22 protein-coding genes are annotated in these 14,848 nt (G+C 35.3%); 7 read left to right on the forward strand and 15 right to left on the reverse strand.

The features are described from left to right. Positions 1-16 precede the first annotated feature (16 nt). Positions 17-304: an Fpa/YlaN family protein gene (locus tag FH036_RS08800; protein WP_000135695.1), complete on the reverse strand. Its 288-nt coding sequence runs from the start codon at positions 302-304 to the stop codon at positions 17-19. Between the two features lie 150 nt (positions 305-454). On the opposite strand from FH036_RS08800, the gene FH036_RS08805 reads away from it, so the two are divergent. Then, on the forward strand, positions 455-952 hold the full coding sequence (locus FH036_RS08805) for a molybdopterin-binding protein (RefSeq protein WP_001289788.1): 498 nt from the start codon (positions 455-457) through the stop codon (positions 950-952). A gap of 31 nt (positions 953-983) precedes the next feature. Here FH036_RS08805 and FH036_RS08810 read toward each other — a convergent pair whose 3' ends face one another. Next, entirely contained in the window at positions 984-2,312 is a 1,329-nt protein-coding gene (locus FH036_RS08810; RefSeq protein WP_000358083.1) for a PhoH family protein, read from the reverse strand. 246 nt (positions 2,313-2,558) lie between these two features. Continuing rightward, positions 2,559-3,014 (reverse strand): pyridoxamine 5'-phosphate oxidase family protein, encoded by a 456-nt coding sequence (locus FH036_RS08815; RefSeq protein ID WP_044790726.1) that lies wholly within the window; start codon positions 3,012-3,014, stop codon positions 2,559-2,561. A gap of 145 nt (positions 3,015-3,159) precedes the next feature. On the opposite strand from FH036_RS08815, the gene FH036_RS08820 reads away from it, so the two are divergent. After that, positions 3,160-3,360 carry a YlaI family protein gene (locus FH036_RS08820; protein ID WP_001995040.1) on the forward strand — a complete coding sequence of 67 codons (201 nt, stop codon included), beginning with the start codon at positions 3,160-3,162 and terminating at the stop codon, positions 3,358-3,360. Positions 3,361-3,397: 37 nt separating this feature from the next. Here FH036_RS08820 and FH036_RS08825 read toward each other — a convergent pair whose 3' ends face one another. The 3 genes from FH036_RS08825 to typA all read right to left on the reverse strand — a co-directional run bounded on the left by FH036_RS08825 (position 3,398) and on the right by typA (position 5,991). Further along, positions 3,398-3,673: a hypothetical protein gene (locus tag FH036_RS08825; RefSeq protein ID WP_001258148.1), complete on the reverse strand. Its 276-nt coding sequence runs from the start codon at positions 3,671-3,673 to the stop codon at positions 3,398-3,400. A gap of 12 nt (positions 3,674-3,685) precedes the next feature. Next, positions 3,686-3,988 (reverse strand): YlaH-like family protein, encoded by a 303-nt coding sequence (locus FH036_RS08830; protein ID WP_000893666.1) that lies wholly within the window; start codon positions 3,986-3,988, stop codon positions 3,686-3,688. A 158-nt stretch (positions 3,989-4,146) separates the two neighbouring features. Further along, complete coding sequence (typA, locus tag FH036_RS08835; RefSeq protein ID WP_000914763.1) at positions 4,147-5,991, reverse strand: translational GTPase TypA; 1,845 nt, start codon at positions 5,989-5,991, stop codon at positions 4,147-4,149. Between the two features lie 140 nt (positions 5,992-6,131). Here typA and FH036_RS08840 point away from each other — a divergent pair, with 140 nt between their 5' ends. Beyond that, the gene (locus FH036_RS08840; protein ID WP_000400127.1) at positions 6,132-6,311 is read left to right on the forward strand and encodes a DUF5325 family protein; all 180 of its coding nucleotides are present in this window, start codon (positions 6,132-6,134) and stop codon (positions 6,309-6,311) included. Positions 6,312-6,416: 105 nt separating this feature from the next. Here the strand turns inward: FH036_RS08840 and FH036_RS08845 are convergent, their stop codons facing one another. Both FH036_RS08845 and FH036_RS08850 read right to left on the reverse strand, forming a co-directional pair. After that, positions 6,417-7,217: an inositol monophosphatase family protein gene (locus tag FH036_RS08845; RefSeq protein WP_001158694.1), complete on the reverse strand. Its 801-nt coding sequence runs from the start codon at positions 7,215-7,217 to the stop codon at positions 6,417-6,419. A gap of 88 nt (positions 7,218-7,305) precedes the next feature. Further along, positions 7,306-7,494: a hypothetical protein gene (locus FH036_RS08850; RefSeq protein ID WP_001250164.1), complete on the reverse strand. Its 189-nt coding sequence runs from the start codon at positions 7,492-7,494 to the stop codon at positions 7,306-7,308. A 206-nt stretch (positions 7,495-7,700) separates the two neighbouring features. On the opposite strand from FH036_RS08850, the gene FH036_RS08855 reads away from it, so the two are divergent. Further along, positions 7,701-8,327 (forward strand): YktB family protein, encoded by a 627-nt coding sequence (locus tag FH036_RS08855; RefSeq protein ID WP_044790725.1) that lies wholly within the window; start codon positions 7,701-7,703, stop codon positions 8,325-8,327. 81 nt (positions 8,328-8,408) lie between these two features. Here the strand turns inward: FH036_RS08855 and FH036_RS08860 are convergent, their stop codons facing one another. Then, entirely contained in the window at positions 8,409-8,678 is a 270-nt protein-coding gene (locus FH036_RS08860; RefSeq protein WP_000456550.1) for a UPF0223 family protein, read from the reverse strand. Positions 8,679-9,045: 367 nt separating this feature from the next. On the opposite strand from FH036_RS08860, the gene speA reads away from it, so the two are divergent. After that, positions 9,046-10,518: an arginine decarboxylase gene (speA, locus tag FH036_RS08865; RefSeq protein ID WP_000084888.1), complete on the forward strand. Its 1,473-nt coding sequence runs from the start codon at positions 9,046-9,048 to the stop codon at positions 10,516-10,518. Between the two features lie 75 nt (positions 10,519-10,593). Then, positions 10,594-11,424, forward strand: a complete 831-nt coding sequence (locus FH036_RS08870; protein WP_000635349.1) for a protein-glutamine gamma-glutamyltransferase — start codon at positions 10,594-10,596, stop codon at positions 11,422-11,424. A 34-nt stretch (positions 11,425-11,458) separates the two neighbouring features. Here FH036_RS08870 and FH036_RS08875 read toward each other — a convergent pair whose 3' ends face one another. The 4 genes from FH036_RS08875 to FH036_RS08890 all read right to left on the reverse strand — a co-directional run bounded on the left by FH036_RS08875 (position 11,459) and on the right by FH036_RS08890 (position 12,442). Then, positions 11,459-11,587 carry a GapA-binding peptide SR1P gene (locus tag FH036_RS08875; RefSeq protein WP_000536793.1) on the reverse strand — a complete coding sequence of 43 codons (129 nt, stop codon included), beginning with the start codon at positions 11,585-11,587 and terminating at the stop codon, positions 11,459-11,461. Positions 11,588-11,632: 45 nt separating this feature from the next. After that, entirely contained in the window at positions 11,633-11,761 is a 129-nt protein-coding gene (locus FH036_RS08880; protein WP_000536805.1) for a GapA-binding peptide SR1P, read from the reverse strand. 59 nt (positions 11,762-11,820) lie between these two features. Further along, complete coding sequence (locus tag FH036_RS08885; protein ID WP_044790724.1) at positions 11,821-11,949, reverse strand: GapA-binding peptide SR1P; 129 nt, start codon at positions 11,947-11,949, stop codon at positions 11,821-11,823. Between the two features lie 196 nt (positions 11,950-12,145). Further along, positions 12,146-12,442: a DUF3055 domain-containing protein gene (locus tag FH036_RS08890; RefSeq protein ID WP_011040622.1), complete on the reverse strand. Its 297-nt coding sequence runs from the start codon at positions 12,440-12,442 to the stop codon at positions 12,146-12,148. Between the two features lie 127 nt (positions 12,443-12,569). Here FH036_RS08890 and FH036_RS08895 point away from each other — a divergent pair, with 127 nt between their 5' ends. Further along, on the forward strand, positions 12,570-12,962 hold the full coding sequence (locus tag FH036_RS08895) for a DUF1885 family protein (RefSeq protein ID WP_001163309.1): 393 nt from the start codon (positions 12,570-12,572) through the stop codon (positions 12,960-12,962). A gap of 1 nt (position 12,963) precedes the next feature. On the opposite strand, the gene FH036_RS08900 is transcribed toward FH036_RS08895, so the two are convergent. After that, a complete protein-coding gene (locus FH036_RS08900) occupies positions 12,964-13,191 on the reverse strand; it encodes a hypothetical protein (protein WP_001221351.1) in 228 nt (75 codons plus the stop codon). Positions 13,192-13,430: 239 nt separating this feature from the next. Beyond that, the gene (gene lpdA / locus FH036_RS08905) at positions 13,431-14,843 is read right to left on the reverse strand and encodes a dihydrolipoyl dehydrogenase (RefSeq protein WP_000260111.1); all 1,413 of its coding nucleotides are present in this window, start codon (positions 14,841-14,843) and stop codon (positions 13,431-13,433) included. Between the last annotated feature and the right edge of the window lie 5 nt (positions 14,844-14,848).

The raw sequence follows: 14,848 nt of genomic DNA on the forward strand, positions 1-14,848 counted from the left end.
CCCTTATTTGAACCCGTTATTGTTGTTTGTTTGTAAATGCTTCATGAAGTGCAGATAACTCACGTTCAAGCTCTCCTAACATTGCTTTCCCTTGTTCTTCTGCAATAAGACCAAGGCGAACTGCAAAATCGACTTCGCGGGATAGTCCAAACATTTGTGTGTCTAACACTTCTTCATATAATGGACATTGCGGCATTGTAAGATGGTCCATTTGCACCTTAATAAGTCTTAAAATCTTCTCCGCATCCGCTTGTAGAAGGGCTAGTGCCTTTTCCTGATGATTTGATACTGTCTCAGACGCCAAATTGATTCCCTCCGTTTCCGTCCTACTCTCTCCTATCTATTAATATTAGCGATAGTTTTAATAAATTGCAATAGAAACATTTTTTGTGACAATAGTGTCTAATACTATTATACTGAAAAGTGGGAGTATAACACAAATGGGGGAACAACAATGAGCGAAATTTTATTTATTAATGGAAAAGTTCGTTTTCCAATCACTATCGATCCAACCGTTTGGATCTTTGATGATCGAAAAGTAGATTTGACAACTTACTTTGATGAAACGAGAGAAAACACTTCAGAACTAGAAGCTTATTTAAAAAACACTTCGGAACATTGGGATCGCGAAATCCGTGATGGTGCTGCTTTCCCGCCGATACAACAAAGTGTAAAGAAATTTAAAAAAGAACAGCTAATTACTGGAACGTTCGGTATACCATTTCAACCTTTTCTTGCTAACGCCGAAATTTCAGATGACGCTACGCAAGTCGAGATCGAAACAGTAGATGATACAATAACGCTTCCATTAGAAACTGTCAAACATGCTATTCTTGGTTTTTCAAAAGAAGGAAAACCATTAAAAGAAGATGGACCTGTTCATTTATATTACAATGATGGATCTAATAGACAAAATCCAATCCGTAACATCCGCAAATTTACAATTATTTAAAGAAAAGGAGTGAGCTTCAGCTCACTCCTTTTTATAATAAATCTGCTGCTAGTTGAGCTAAATTAGATCGCTCCCCTTTTACAAATTTCACATGACCACTAATACGTTGCTCTTTAAATTTCTCTACAACATATGTTAAACCGTTATTATACTCATCCAAATACGGATGATCAATTTGCTGAGGATCTCCCATTAATACGATTTTACTTTTTTCTCCTACCCTCGTTAGTATCGTTTTCACTTCATGCTTCGTTAAATTTTGTGCTTCGTCAATTATAATGAATTGATCTGGAATACTTCTCCCGCGTATATACGTAAGAGCTTCTACTTCTATCGAACCCATTCCAGCTAAAATAGCATCTAACTCTCCTGGTTTTTTCGTATTAAATAAATACTCTAGATTATCAAAAATCGGTTGCATCCACGGTCTTAACTTTTCTTCTTTTTCTCCCGGTAAATAACCGATATCTTTCCCAACTGGAACAATTGGCCGTGCAACGAGTAGTTTTTTGTATAACCCTAAATCTTCCGTTTGCATGAGCCCCGAAGCTAAAGCTAGTAATGTCTTTCCTGTACCAGCTTTCCCTGTTAGCGTGACTAGCGGAATATCTTCACGAAGCAACAATTCTAATCCCATAATTTGCTGCACATTTCGTGGTCGTATTCCCCATACTTGTTCATTATGAAAAATAAGTTTCTTTACCTTCTTACCTAAATGATCCACAATACCTAGTGCTGAACTAGATCCACCTAACGCATCTTTCATTACTACAAACTGATTTGGATAAAAAGGATGATTTGCAATTTCGGATAAAGGCAATTCGCCTTTTTCATAAAAATAATCCAATTGTTCTTTTGATATATATCCTTCTAAAAATCCTGAATATATATTTTCCACTTCAATAACCCGATCACTTAAATAATCTTCCGCCTTTAAACCTATTGCATCTGCTTTTACCCTTACGAGCACGTCTTTACTTACTAAAATAACAGACTTCCCGTCCTCTTTTTCTTGTTCTTCTAAAGATAGATTTTTTGCTACAGCTAAAATTCGATTATCATTTGTTTTTTCTACAAAAATATCTTGTAGTTGGACAAACGAACGATGATTTAATTCAATACGAAATGTACCGCCGTTTTCTAGCGGGATACTTTCATGCAGTTTTCCTATTTCACGAAATTTGTCTATTAACTTAGATACATAACGAGCGTTTCGTCCTACTTCATCCATATAACGTTTTTTCGAATCAACCTCTTCTAATACAACTGCTGGAATCACTACTTCATTGGTTTCAAATGAAAAAATAGATAAAGGATCCTGCAAAAGTACATTCGTATCTAACACATAAATTTTATCCAACCTGTTACCCCCTGACTCCACTTTTAAATTTGTAGAACAAGGGTTTCATCCATAAAATATGGACGAACCATTGTTATAATTATATGTACCGTATAAACGAGGTAGAATCGAAATTTATAGCCATTAAACCTTTTATTTATTTTTTATTCATTTCTATTCAATATATTACTTTTAATTATAATTATTAACATAAAATCACAATAAGTAATTACAAAAGTTAATAACTGACTTTCTTATTTATCACATTTATAATTCTTTCATTCCTGCTAACACTTGGTTATCAAGCTTTTTAGCTGCACGAAGATCATACGTTTTTTCATATGTTGGCTCAATTGCAAGTTTTGCACCATAAAACATAACATCACGTACTTCTTGTACATTTACTTCTATTACAGTTAATTTTAGAGGAATGTCTTCCATTCTATCAGTCAAAATTTCACCTGCACCACTTATGGAAAATACGGATTCATTCGCCATTATAGTCAATACCACTCCAGTACTATGTCTTATATTTTCCACAATACGTGAACGTTGATCTACTGCAAATCGAATACTAGTTTTACTCACTGCATACACCCAAGAAATAGCACTTACGTTAGGAACTTGTTTTTCAAAATCTGTTGTTGCTACCATAACAATACACTCTTTACGTAACGTTTGTACTAAATCATCTGTTAATGTGGGCTCTACTACATTCGCCATATTTCCACCTCCAAATATACTTCATATATCCTTATCATAACCTATTTTTTGAATTGCGAAAATATTATTTTTTCCCACTATTATTCAAAAACATTACACTTCCATGATATACTTATACTGATAGAATTCGTATTGAGGTGACGAAATGAGAGTCAAATGTATGATTTGTGATAAAAAAGATATGTTAGATGATGAAAATCCTATGGCAAAAAAACTGCGTAATCGCCCTATTCATACATATATGTGCATGGAATGTTCGGAACGAATTGCTGAACGTACGATGGAACGTCATGCAAGTGGTAATTTCCGATTATATCGTGATAAAAAAGTCGAAGACGATTGGTAAAATATAAATAAGTCCTTTATCAATATTGATAAAGGACTTATTTATATTTTTCAGGTTCGCGATTCATTTGATCCAAAAAACAATCAATAGCTTCTAATGGAAACCTTGCAGATTTTCTTTCTCCATTTATTTCATATGTAACTAAATACATTTCCTCGTTCTTCTTAACTTCCACATTTCTCAATTTATGTTCTTCATATATCATATTTTGAAATAACAAATACGTTTCTTTTGCAGCACTATCATCCGGACGTGCTTCGGCAACTGTTTTAATTGTTAACCAATTATATAACGCATCTTGTACGGAACGCATAAAACTCCCCCCTCATCCTGCTTTTTGTTGTCTTGCTTGACGTAATCGCAACCTATAAATCCCAAGTACAATTGCTGCTACAACAAGCCCCTCTCCAACAGGTAAGAAAACTGCAAAGAAAGTTAACACTGTACACCCAATCGCTAACGATATATATATCACTATATTTTTTATTATAGATAGTTTTCTTGCAAAACCTAAATTATACACAAGTGCACTTAATATAATAATGACGCCATACAGTAACCACATCCCTAGCTCTGGATTTTCATCAACTTTACATAACTTCGCAAAAAACGACATTCTTTCTAACACCATTTATCCCCCTTCCTCATAAATCAAACCATTTTTCTTTATGTACTTAATACAAGAGTAACCTGTGAAAAAAATACTGTCCACAAAAAGAGTAAATATTCTAAAAAATAAACATAAAAAAAACAGCTACCTTAATTAAAGGTAGCTGTTTTACTATTTTACGCTTCTACAGATTTCTTTTTCTTAGCAGCTCTTTCACGTTCGCTCTTATCAAGAATCTTTTTACGTAAACGAATTGATTCTGGAGTTACTTCACAGAACTCGTCATCGTTTAAGTACTCTAATGATTCTTCTAAAGTCATTAAGCGTGGTTTTTTCATTGTTGAAGTTTGATCTTTCGTCGCAGAACGAATGTTAGTTTGTTGTTTCATTTTCACAACGTTAACTGTTAAGTCATTCTCACGAGTGTGTTCTCCGACAATCATACCAGCATATACTTCTGTACCTGGTTCAACGAAGATTACACCACGATCTTCAACTTGCATAATACCGTATTGTGATGCTTTTCCTGTTTCAAGTGAAACTAGAACACCTTGACGACGTCCACCAACTTGTCCAGCGTGTACTGGTTGGTAGCAATCGAATGTATGGTTTAAAATACCGTAACCACGAGTTAATGTTAAGAATTCTGTTGTGTAACCAATTAAACCACGTGCTGGAACCATGAAAGTAAGGCGAACTTGACCGTTTCCGTTATTCACCATATCTAACATTTCACCTTTACGTGCACCCATAGATTCCATAATAGAACCAGTGTATTCTTCAGGTACATCGATTTGTACACGCTCTACAGGCTCACATCTTACGCCATCAACTTCTTTAATAATTACTTCTGGCTTAGATACTTGTAGTTCATAACCTTCACGACGCATGTTTTCAATTAAGATAGATAAATGTAGTTCCCCACGTCCAGATACGATCCATGCATCAGGAGACTCTGTATTATCTACACGTAAACTTACATCTGTTTCTAATTGTGAACGAAGACGCTCTTCAATTTTACGAGATGTAATGTATTTACCTTCACGACCTGCAAATGGACTGTTATTTACAAGGAACGTCATTTGTAGTGTTGGCTCATCAATACGTAATAATGGTAACGCATCTTGATGTTCAACTGGACATACTGTTTCACCAACGTTAATGTCTTCCATACCAGAAACAGCTACTAAGTCTCCAGCTTTTGCTTCTTCAATTTCTTGACGTTTTAATCCCATGTAACCAAATAATTTTGTTACGCGGAATTGTTTTACGCTTCCGTCTACTTTCATTAAAGCAACTTGTTGTCCAACCTTCATTGTACCGCGGAATACGCGTCCAACTCCAATACGTCCAACATAGTCGTTGTAATCAAGAAGTGCTACTTGGAATTGAAGTGGCTCTTCGCTGTTATCAATTGGTGCAGGAATATGTTCAATAATTGTATCAAATAATGATTTCATATTCTCTTCTTGATTTGCTGGGTTTGAATCTAAGCTTGCTGTTCCGTTCATTGCTGATGCAAATACAACTGGGAACTCTAATTGATCTTCGTTTGCACCAAGTTCGATGAATAAGTCGATTACTTCATCAACTACTTCATCAGGGCGAGCGAAGTCACGGTCAATTTTATTTACTACTACGATTGGAGTTAAGTTTTGCTCAAGAGCTTTCTTTAAAACAAATCGTGTTTGTGGCATACAACCTTCATATGCATCAACAACAAGTAAAACACCATCAACCATTTTCATAATACGTTCTACTTCTCCACCGAAGTCAGCGTGACCTGGTGTATCTAAAATGTTAATTCTTTTATCTTCATAGTGAATCGCAGTATTTTTCGCTAAAATTGTAATACCGCGCTCTCTTTCTAGATCATTTGAATCCATTGCGCGCTCTTCAACGTGTTCGTTCGCACGGAAAGTCCCCGCTTGACGTAATAACTGGTCAACAAGTGTTGTTTTACCATGGTCAACGTGGGCAATAATTGCTATATTACGTAAATCTTGTCGTTTTTTCAACATGTCCAACTCCTAATGTCTTTTTAATCCTTCTCTATTATAAGAGCGAAGGGGATACAATAGCAATTAAAATAAAATCAAGAATGAAAATATAGTTGTATTCTTACTTTTGTGAAAGTAAAATGAGATTGGAGGGTGAAGAAATGGAACACATTCAATATCGCTTTTTGTTAACTGCAATTATCGGTGTTATTTTCTTAATTGGTATCGGCATTATGATTGCTGAAAATAGTCCAATCGGTATTATTATTTGCATTATCGGCACATTTGTTACAGTTGGATACGGTTTTGTAACAAAAAGAAAAATGCGTAAATCGCAATAACGTCAAAAAGTAAGAAGCCTGTATACAGCCTCTTACTTTTTTTGTTACTTGGATATAAAGTGAAACTTTAATCAGTGGGGTTTTTCTTCATCCCCCCACTGATTATCAGCCCTCACCAATCGGGATAAACGATAACACTTCTTCATACACCCCTGGCTTCGCAACTAATACGCTACTCTTCTCTACGATAGAAAGTGGCACTCCGGAGAATGTTGTTACCTTGCCTCCAACTTCCTCTACAATTATCTGTCCCCCACCAAAGTCCCATGGTGATAATCTAGGCGTTACATATGCATCGATTCTTCCAGTTGCAACGTATACCATCTCTAATGCTGCACAGCCATATGATCTCGTGCCTCTTGCTTTCTTAACAAGTGCCATCATACTTTCCATATTAAGCAATGGATTGTCGGTAAGCCATATCGCATTTAAAGCTACAATACCTTGCTCTACAGTACCTTTTTCTAATAAAGGTATCGGTACTTCATTACAAAATGCTCCAGCCCCTTTTAACGCATGATATAATTCATCATGAACTGGATCATAAATAAGTCCAATCTTTCCGATACCGTTCTCATAAATTCCAATTGAAATTGCAAAATTTCTTTTTTGGTGAACAAAGTTCATCGTGCCGTCAATTGGATCAATTAACCAAACAACCCCGTCAGAAGAAGTTACCTCGTCTCCATAGCCCTCTTCACCTAAAATATGATGATGTGGGAATGTTTCTTTAATTTTCCCAATTAAAAACTGTTCTATTTCTCGGTCCATATTTGTTACTAAATCAGCTGCATTTGATTTTGTTTCTATAATAAGTGCTTTTTTCATTGATGCCATTAAATGCTCTCCCGCATCCCGAATCCACTGTTTGGCGTGTGCATCGATGTCTTTCCATACTTCTTGCATGTTTAAACACTCCGATCTATACTGTTCACAGAAAAAACGAACCCTTTATAAGGTTCGCACCAACTAATTTTTTATACATATACTATTATTACGCTTCTAAACGAATCATTTCAAGTCTTAACACTTCTAACTTTTGTACACACTCTTCTTTTTTCTGTTTATCATCTTCCATCATCGCATCATATAAAGTTGCTAATTCATAATCTAGCTCCAAACGTAGCACCGGTATTCTCTTTTCAGCATCTGTTCTCTTTAACGCATTAATCACCTGTCTCATATTATTTGCCTCCTCCCAATATTCGTCTGCCCTCGGACTAGAATTAATTCAATTTTCTGATTTTTTGTTTTATACTATACTATGTTGGATAAATCATCTATGCAACAAAATTATATTTTTTTATTTAAATTTTTTTGTGCTGTTTTTTTTATGAATAGTACAAGCTATGCTAAAATAAAAGCAAAATAGGAGTTGGAGGAACAATCATGACACTACAAACATTCAAATCAACTGATTTTGAGGTCTTTACAGTTGATGGTCTCGAAGAACGAATGAGTGCAATTAAAACGAACATTCATCCTAAGCTAGAAGCTTTAGGGGAACAGTTTGCAGCTTATTTATCCAAACAAACTGATGAGAACTTTTTTTATCATGTAGCAAAACACGCACGTCGCAAAGTCAATCCACCAAACGATACTTGGGTTGCTTTTTCAACAAATAAACGCGGATATAAAATGCTACCACATTTCCAAATTGGATTATGGGGTACTCATGCCTTCATATACTTTGGTTTAATCTATGAGTGTCCACAAAAAGTGGAGACGGCTCACGCCTTCTTAGAACATATAAATGATTTAAAAACAAATATTCCAAATGACTTCGTTTGGTCCATTGACCATACTAAACCAAGTGTAAAATTACATAAAACACTTGAAACAAATGATTTACAAAAGATGATTGAACGTCTAGCTACTGTAAAAAAAGCAGAATTATTAGTTGGTATTCATATATTACCAGAGGAGTTTTCAGCAATGACCAACGAACAATTCCTTGCTAAGATTGAATCTACGATGCAATCACTCCTTCCTTTATATGCACTTTGTAATCGATAGTAGAAAACGGACAATTTATATTGTCCGTTTTTAGTTGTTATCACATTATATCACTTCAGTTTTTATTTTTCAAAATATTTTTTACATTTTCACAAGCTTTTCTTCTTCAATTTCTTTAGCCTTCTGAATCGCACGGTATATAGAATATCCACTTACTTCTTGAAACTCTTTATCAATTTTCTTTTCTTCTGCTTTCGATGGAACAATCTCTTTAAAACGACGATATAACCCCATTAATTCTTCTCTTATAATTCCTTTTTCATATGCTTTCTCAATCGCTTCATAAAACTTCACAATTGTAACCATTTCCTCATTTGACCAATCATAATCTAACGGATATTGATATTCCATTTCGCACCTCATTTATCTTTTCTTCTTATTTCAATACGCTATCTTAAAGTGATTTTTTTCTACTTCATTATAGCCACTTTGCATTATACACTATTTATTCATTTTAATGGAATTGCCTTCCACTAGAAGTTAGTAGGCAGCTACTATTTAACATACTCACCGTAAAAATATTTTTTGCTATACATCTATAATTATTGGTGATATAATGCTTTTGTTTTATAGAAAATAAAGTGAAGCTCCCATCTCAAAAAAGCTTTTGTGAATGGCAGAAAAACAAGTCTCATTCTAAAAAAGAACGTAACTTTTTTAGAACAAGATTATATAAAACAAACTCTAATAAATATTAAAAAAAGAAGGGGTGTATAGATTGTCCCAATACGAAACACCATTGTTTACCGCTTTAGTTGAGCACAGTAAGCGAAATCCAATTCAATTCCATATTCCAGGGCATAAAAAAGGACAGGGCATGGATCCTGAATTTCGCGAATTTATTGGGCATAATGCATTAGCAATTGATTTAATTAATATTGCGCCGCTCGATGATTTACATCATCCAAAAGGTATGATTAAAGAAGCACAGGATTTAGCAGCCGCTGCATTTGGTGCGGATCATACTTTCTTTTCTATTCAAGGTACAAGTGGCGCAATTATGACAATGGTGATGAGCGTTTGCGGTCCTGGTGACAAAATACTAGTACCACGAAACGTGCATAAATCAGTAATGTCAGCTATTATTTTCTCAGGTGCAAAACCTATTTTCATGCATCCTGAAATTGATCCAAAACTTGGTATTTCACATGGAATCACAATTCAATCTGTCAAAAAGGCACTTGAAGAGCACTCAGATGCGAAAGGCCTACTTGTTATTAACCCAACATACTTTGGCTTTGCTGCGGACTTAGAACAGATTGTACAATTAGCACATTCTTACGATATCCCTGTACTCGTTGATGAGGCTCATGGTGTTCATATTCATTTTCACGATGAACTGCCGATGTCAGCGATGCAAGCCGGTGCAGATATGGCAGCAACAAGTGTTCACAAATTAGGTGGGTCTTTAACGCAAAGTTCTATTCTTAATGTAAAAGAAGGCCTTGTGAACGTAAAACATGTTCAATCTATTATTAGCATGCTTACGACTACATCAACGTCTTACATCTTGTTAGCCTCCCTAGATGTCGCTAGAAAACGTCTTGCTACAGAAGGAACGGTACTCATAGAACAAACAATACAATTAGCGGAACAAGTTCGTGATGCTATAAATGATATCGAACATCTTTACTGTCCAGGGAAAGAAATGCTAGGTACGGATGCTACTTTTAACTATGATCCTACAAAGATAATTGTATCTGTAAAAGATTTAGGTATTACAGGCCATCAGGCTGAAGTATGGCTTAGAGAGCAATATAACATTGAAGTAGAGCTCTCAGATTTATACAACATACTATGTCTTGTCACTTTTGGGGATACAGAAAGTGAGACAAATACACTTATTGCAGCATTACAAGATTTATCAGCAACATTTAAAAATAAAGCTGATAAAGGTGTTCAAGTGCAAGTAGAAATTCCAGAAATACCTGTTTTAGCACTTTCTCCTCGAGATGCTTTTTATTCGGAAACAGAAGTCATCCCATTTGAAAATGCAGCAGGTCGTATTATAGCTGATTTCGTTATGGTTTATCCGCCAGGGATTCCAATCTTTACTCCGGGGGAAATTATTACACAAGATAACTTAGAGTATATTCGTAAAAACTTAGAAGCAGGTTTACCTGTACAAGGTCCTGAAGATATGACATTACAAACATTACGCGTGATTAAAGAGTACAAGCCTATCAGTTGATAGGCTTTTCTTTCACCCTTTTGGCCTTTTATCATACGATATTATGTAATGTAACGTATAGGTGGGGATACTATTATGATTGTAATAGGCCGTTCTATTGTACATCCTTATATCACAAATGAATATGAGCCATTTGCAAATGAGAAACAACAAATTTTATCTATCATGGCAGGAAATCAAGAAATCTATTCCTTCCGAACATCTGATGAACTCAGCTTTGATTTAAACTTGCGCGTTAATATTATTACTTCTGCATTAGAACTTTTTCAAAGTGGATTTCAGTTTCGCACATTTCAACAATCTTTTTGCAACCCTCAGTATTGGAAAAGAACGTCCCTTGGAGGATTCGAGCTCCTTCCAAACATACCCCCTTCCATTGCCATACAAGATATTTTCAAAAACGGAAAACTATATGGAACTGAATGTGCCACCGCAATGATTATTATTTTTTACAAAGCTTTACTATCATTGTATGACGAAGAAACCTTCAACCGTCTCTTTGCAAACCTTTTACTTTATACGTGGGACTACGATCAAGATTTAAAGCTCATAACAAAGACGGGTGGCGATCTTGTCCCAGGTGATCTCGTTTACTTTAAAAATCCACAAGTGAACCCAGCTACAATCGAGTGGCAAGGAGAAAATACAATCTATCTAGGAAATTTCTTTTTTTATGGGCATGGCGTAGGTGTAAAAACAAAAGAAGAAATTATATACGCGTTAAATGAACGACGAGTCCCTTACGCTTTTATTTCCGCTTTCTTAACCGATACTATTACCCGTATCGATAGCCGTCTTATGAGCTACCACGCTTCTCCTAGCACACCACAGACATCCATAGGATTTATCCCGATTAGAGATGATGCAATTGTTGCAACAGTTGGCAACACAACTACAGTTTATTAAAAAAAGCACCTACATATGTAGGCGCTTTTTTTATTTAAGCTTTTGAATGTTCTTTATGGTCACAGTCGCAATGAGATCCACATTTCCCGTATAGTACTGTTGATTTTTCATCTTCAAAATGTCCGATTGTTCCTTCACATACTTGGCATACGATTGTTCCCATTTTTCATTTCCCCCTGAGTTTTAATAGTAATCTATTTATTTATCATTAAGCTTTCGCATTATCCCTACTAGCACAGTCACAATTTGTTCCGCATTTTCCGTAAAGCACTGTCGTTTTTTCATCTTCAAAATGTCCGATTGTTCCTTCACATACTTGGCATACGATTGTTCCCATTTTTCATTTCCCCCTAAGTTTATGGTCCTAAAAACTTTCAGCTGTCCATTTCCTATCAATTATTGGGCTTTTGTATGCTCTATGTGATCACATCCGCAAGATCCACATTTCCCGTAAAGTACCGTTACTTTCTCATCCTCGAAGTGTGCAATTGTACCTTCACAATCTTGACATACGATTGTTCCCATTTTTCATTTCCCCCTAAGTTTATAATCCCAAAAACTTTTTTGTAACCGCTTAACTTTCTGTCTTTATTTTAATATGTTATACTTTTTGCGTCAATAGGTTTTTAGTATAACACATTAAATATTTTAATTTTAAATTAGTATGCGATATTTAAACAAAAAAACAGCCATATTTATACGTACGACTGTTTTACATTATTTATTCTTCGTATTCCGCATGCAAAGATGTAGATGGAACTAGAAATGAGAAGAACTGAGCTAACTCAGCTGCTTCCTCTTCTGAACCTAATTTGAACACTTCCTGCAAATGTTGAACATTCTCTACATCATCTCGTCCAAGTAAAGTAGACCTTCCTGTTTGCATGCAAACAATAAGTGGCTTTCCAAAAAACATATTTGTATAAATAACACCAAAATCATAACGAGTATCATGTGTCATAAACCCCAAAAATCGTACCTTCACACTTTCATGCTCATCATACAATTTTTCAAACATCGGTTTCCACCTTTCTACATCACCTTTCATTAGTATATTAAACAAAAAAAGGAATACTCCTTTTAATTGTCAAAAAATTCAGCAGGATGTAGAATGAGAGTATTCTACTAAGTTAGGGGGAACTTATATGCAACATGCCTTTATTACGCTTGTACCTAAATCCAACCAACAATCTGTTTCAATAGATGATATAAAACAACTTTTTCATTATTATAAAACAGTTACTTCCAAAACTGGTGTTCAAATTAATTACGCTTATACAAATACCGCTTTTCCGTATGAAATTTTAGATACATCAGCAACAACATTCAAACTACAATCTACTCACGATCGATATGACTCCATTTATGTTGGTGTCGGTATAGAAAAGGAACAAACTTATATTCAAGTTTCTTTACCACCTAATGCAACATTTGGTGATAAAGGAAAAGCAAATGAATTTTGCCGTTTTCTAGCGAAGAAATTAGAAGGAGAGTTAAAATTATTTAATGGAAGAACAATGTATTTCTATAAACGTTAATTTAAAAAATAGAAAATATAATTAAGAAAAGTATGCAATTTGAACACGTAAGGAATAATGCCTGCTTTCTAATTTGCAATACAAAATATGCGATCACATATGCTAAATAAAGAAATACAAAAAATAGAATAACTTTATAATGCAACTTATCACCATTTGACAATGATAATACAACGGAAAAACCACTCCATAATAAAAAATGATAAAATATAACATGTAATATTCTCATGGAACCTTCTCCTTTGACATGCTCTATTTTATTACTATATGGGATTAAGTTTGAATCAATTACATATTACACGAAAGCATATATATGGCTTTTGGATTTATATATGTTCTAACAATTCAATTAAATTATTATATATTCATTCGACAAGTACGTATAAAGACCTTGCAAGCCACTTTTATTATAAAATAAAAAATAGCCCATCTCTTTAAATAAGAGATGGGCTATTTTCATTACTTAAATTATTTTACAATGTGAATTGGCATTCCAAGAGCAACTTCAGCTGCTTCCATTGTGATTTCACCTAATGTTGGGTGAGCGTGGATTGTTTGAGCGATATCTTCTGCTGTCATTCCAGCTTCGATAGCTAAACCAATCTCAGAAATAATATCAGAAGCGCCTGCACCTGCAACTTGAGCACCTACAAGAAGACCATCTTCTTTACGTGTTACAAGTTGTAAGAAACCGTCAGTGCTGTTTAATGATAATGCACGACCGTTAGCAGCGAATGGGAACTTAGATACAGTTACAGTCATTCCAGCTTCTTCAGCTTGTTTCTTAGTGTAACCAACAGATGCTAATTCTGGATCAGTGAAGCATACTGCAGGAATTCCGATGTAATCGATAGCTGACGCATGGCCACTAATTGCTTCTACAGCTACTTTACCTTCGTAAGAAGCTTTGTGAGCTAATGGTGGTCCAGGAACGATATCACCGATTGCATAGATGTTTGGTACATTTGTACGACATTGCTCATCGATTTCGATGATGCCGCGGTCAGTCATTTTAACTCCAACTTGCTCAAGACCGATTTCTTGAGTGTTTGGACGACGACCTACAGTTACTAATACGTAATCTGCTTCTACAGTTTGGATTTCACCTTTAACTTCGAAGCTAACTTTTACGCCAGTTTCTGTTTCTTCAACGCCTTTAGCCATAGCTTTTGTATGGATTGTTACGTTACCTTTTTTCTGTAGAGCACGTTTAACAACAGAGCTCATAGCTTTTTCGAAACCAGCTAAGATTTCGTCGCCAGCTTCTACTACAGTAACTTCTGTACCGAAGTTAGCATATGCAGTACCTAATTCCATACCGATGTAACCGCCGCCGATTACAACAAGTTTTTTAGGAATTTCAGGTAAGCTTAAAGCACCTGTAGAGTTGATAACACGTTTAGAGTATTTGAATCCTGGAATTTCGATTGGTGTAGAACCAGTTGCAAGAACAGCATTTTTAAACGTATAAGTTTGAGCTGCATCTTCAGTCATTACGCGTAATGTGTTAGCATCTACGAAGTAAGCTTCACCGCGAATGATTTCAACTTTGTTACCTTTAAGAAGGCCTTCAACACCGCCAGTTAATTTCTTAACTACGCCGTTTTTCCATTCTTGAACTTTTGTAAAGTCAACTTTTACGTTCTCTGCAGTGATACCCATGTCATCAGAATGCATTGCATTCTCATAACGATGACCTGCATTGATTAACGCTTTTGAAGGAATACATCCAACGTTTAAGCATACGCCACCAAGGTTAGCTTTTTCAATGATCGCTACCTTTTGACCTAATTGTGCTGCACGAATTGCCGCAACGTATCCACCAGGACCTGCACCAACAACGACTGTATCTAATTCAATTGGGAAATCTCCTACTACCATTGTTA

Source organism: Bacillus sp. CD3-5 (genome assembly GCF_006349665.1).
Classification (GTDB): Bacteria; Bacillota; Bacilli; order Bacillales; family Bacillaceae_G; genus Bacillus_A; species Bacillus_A paranthracis.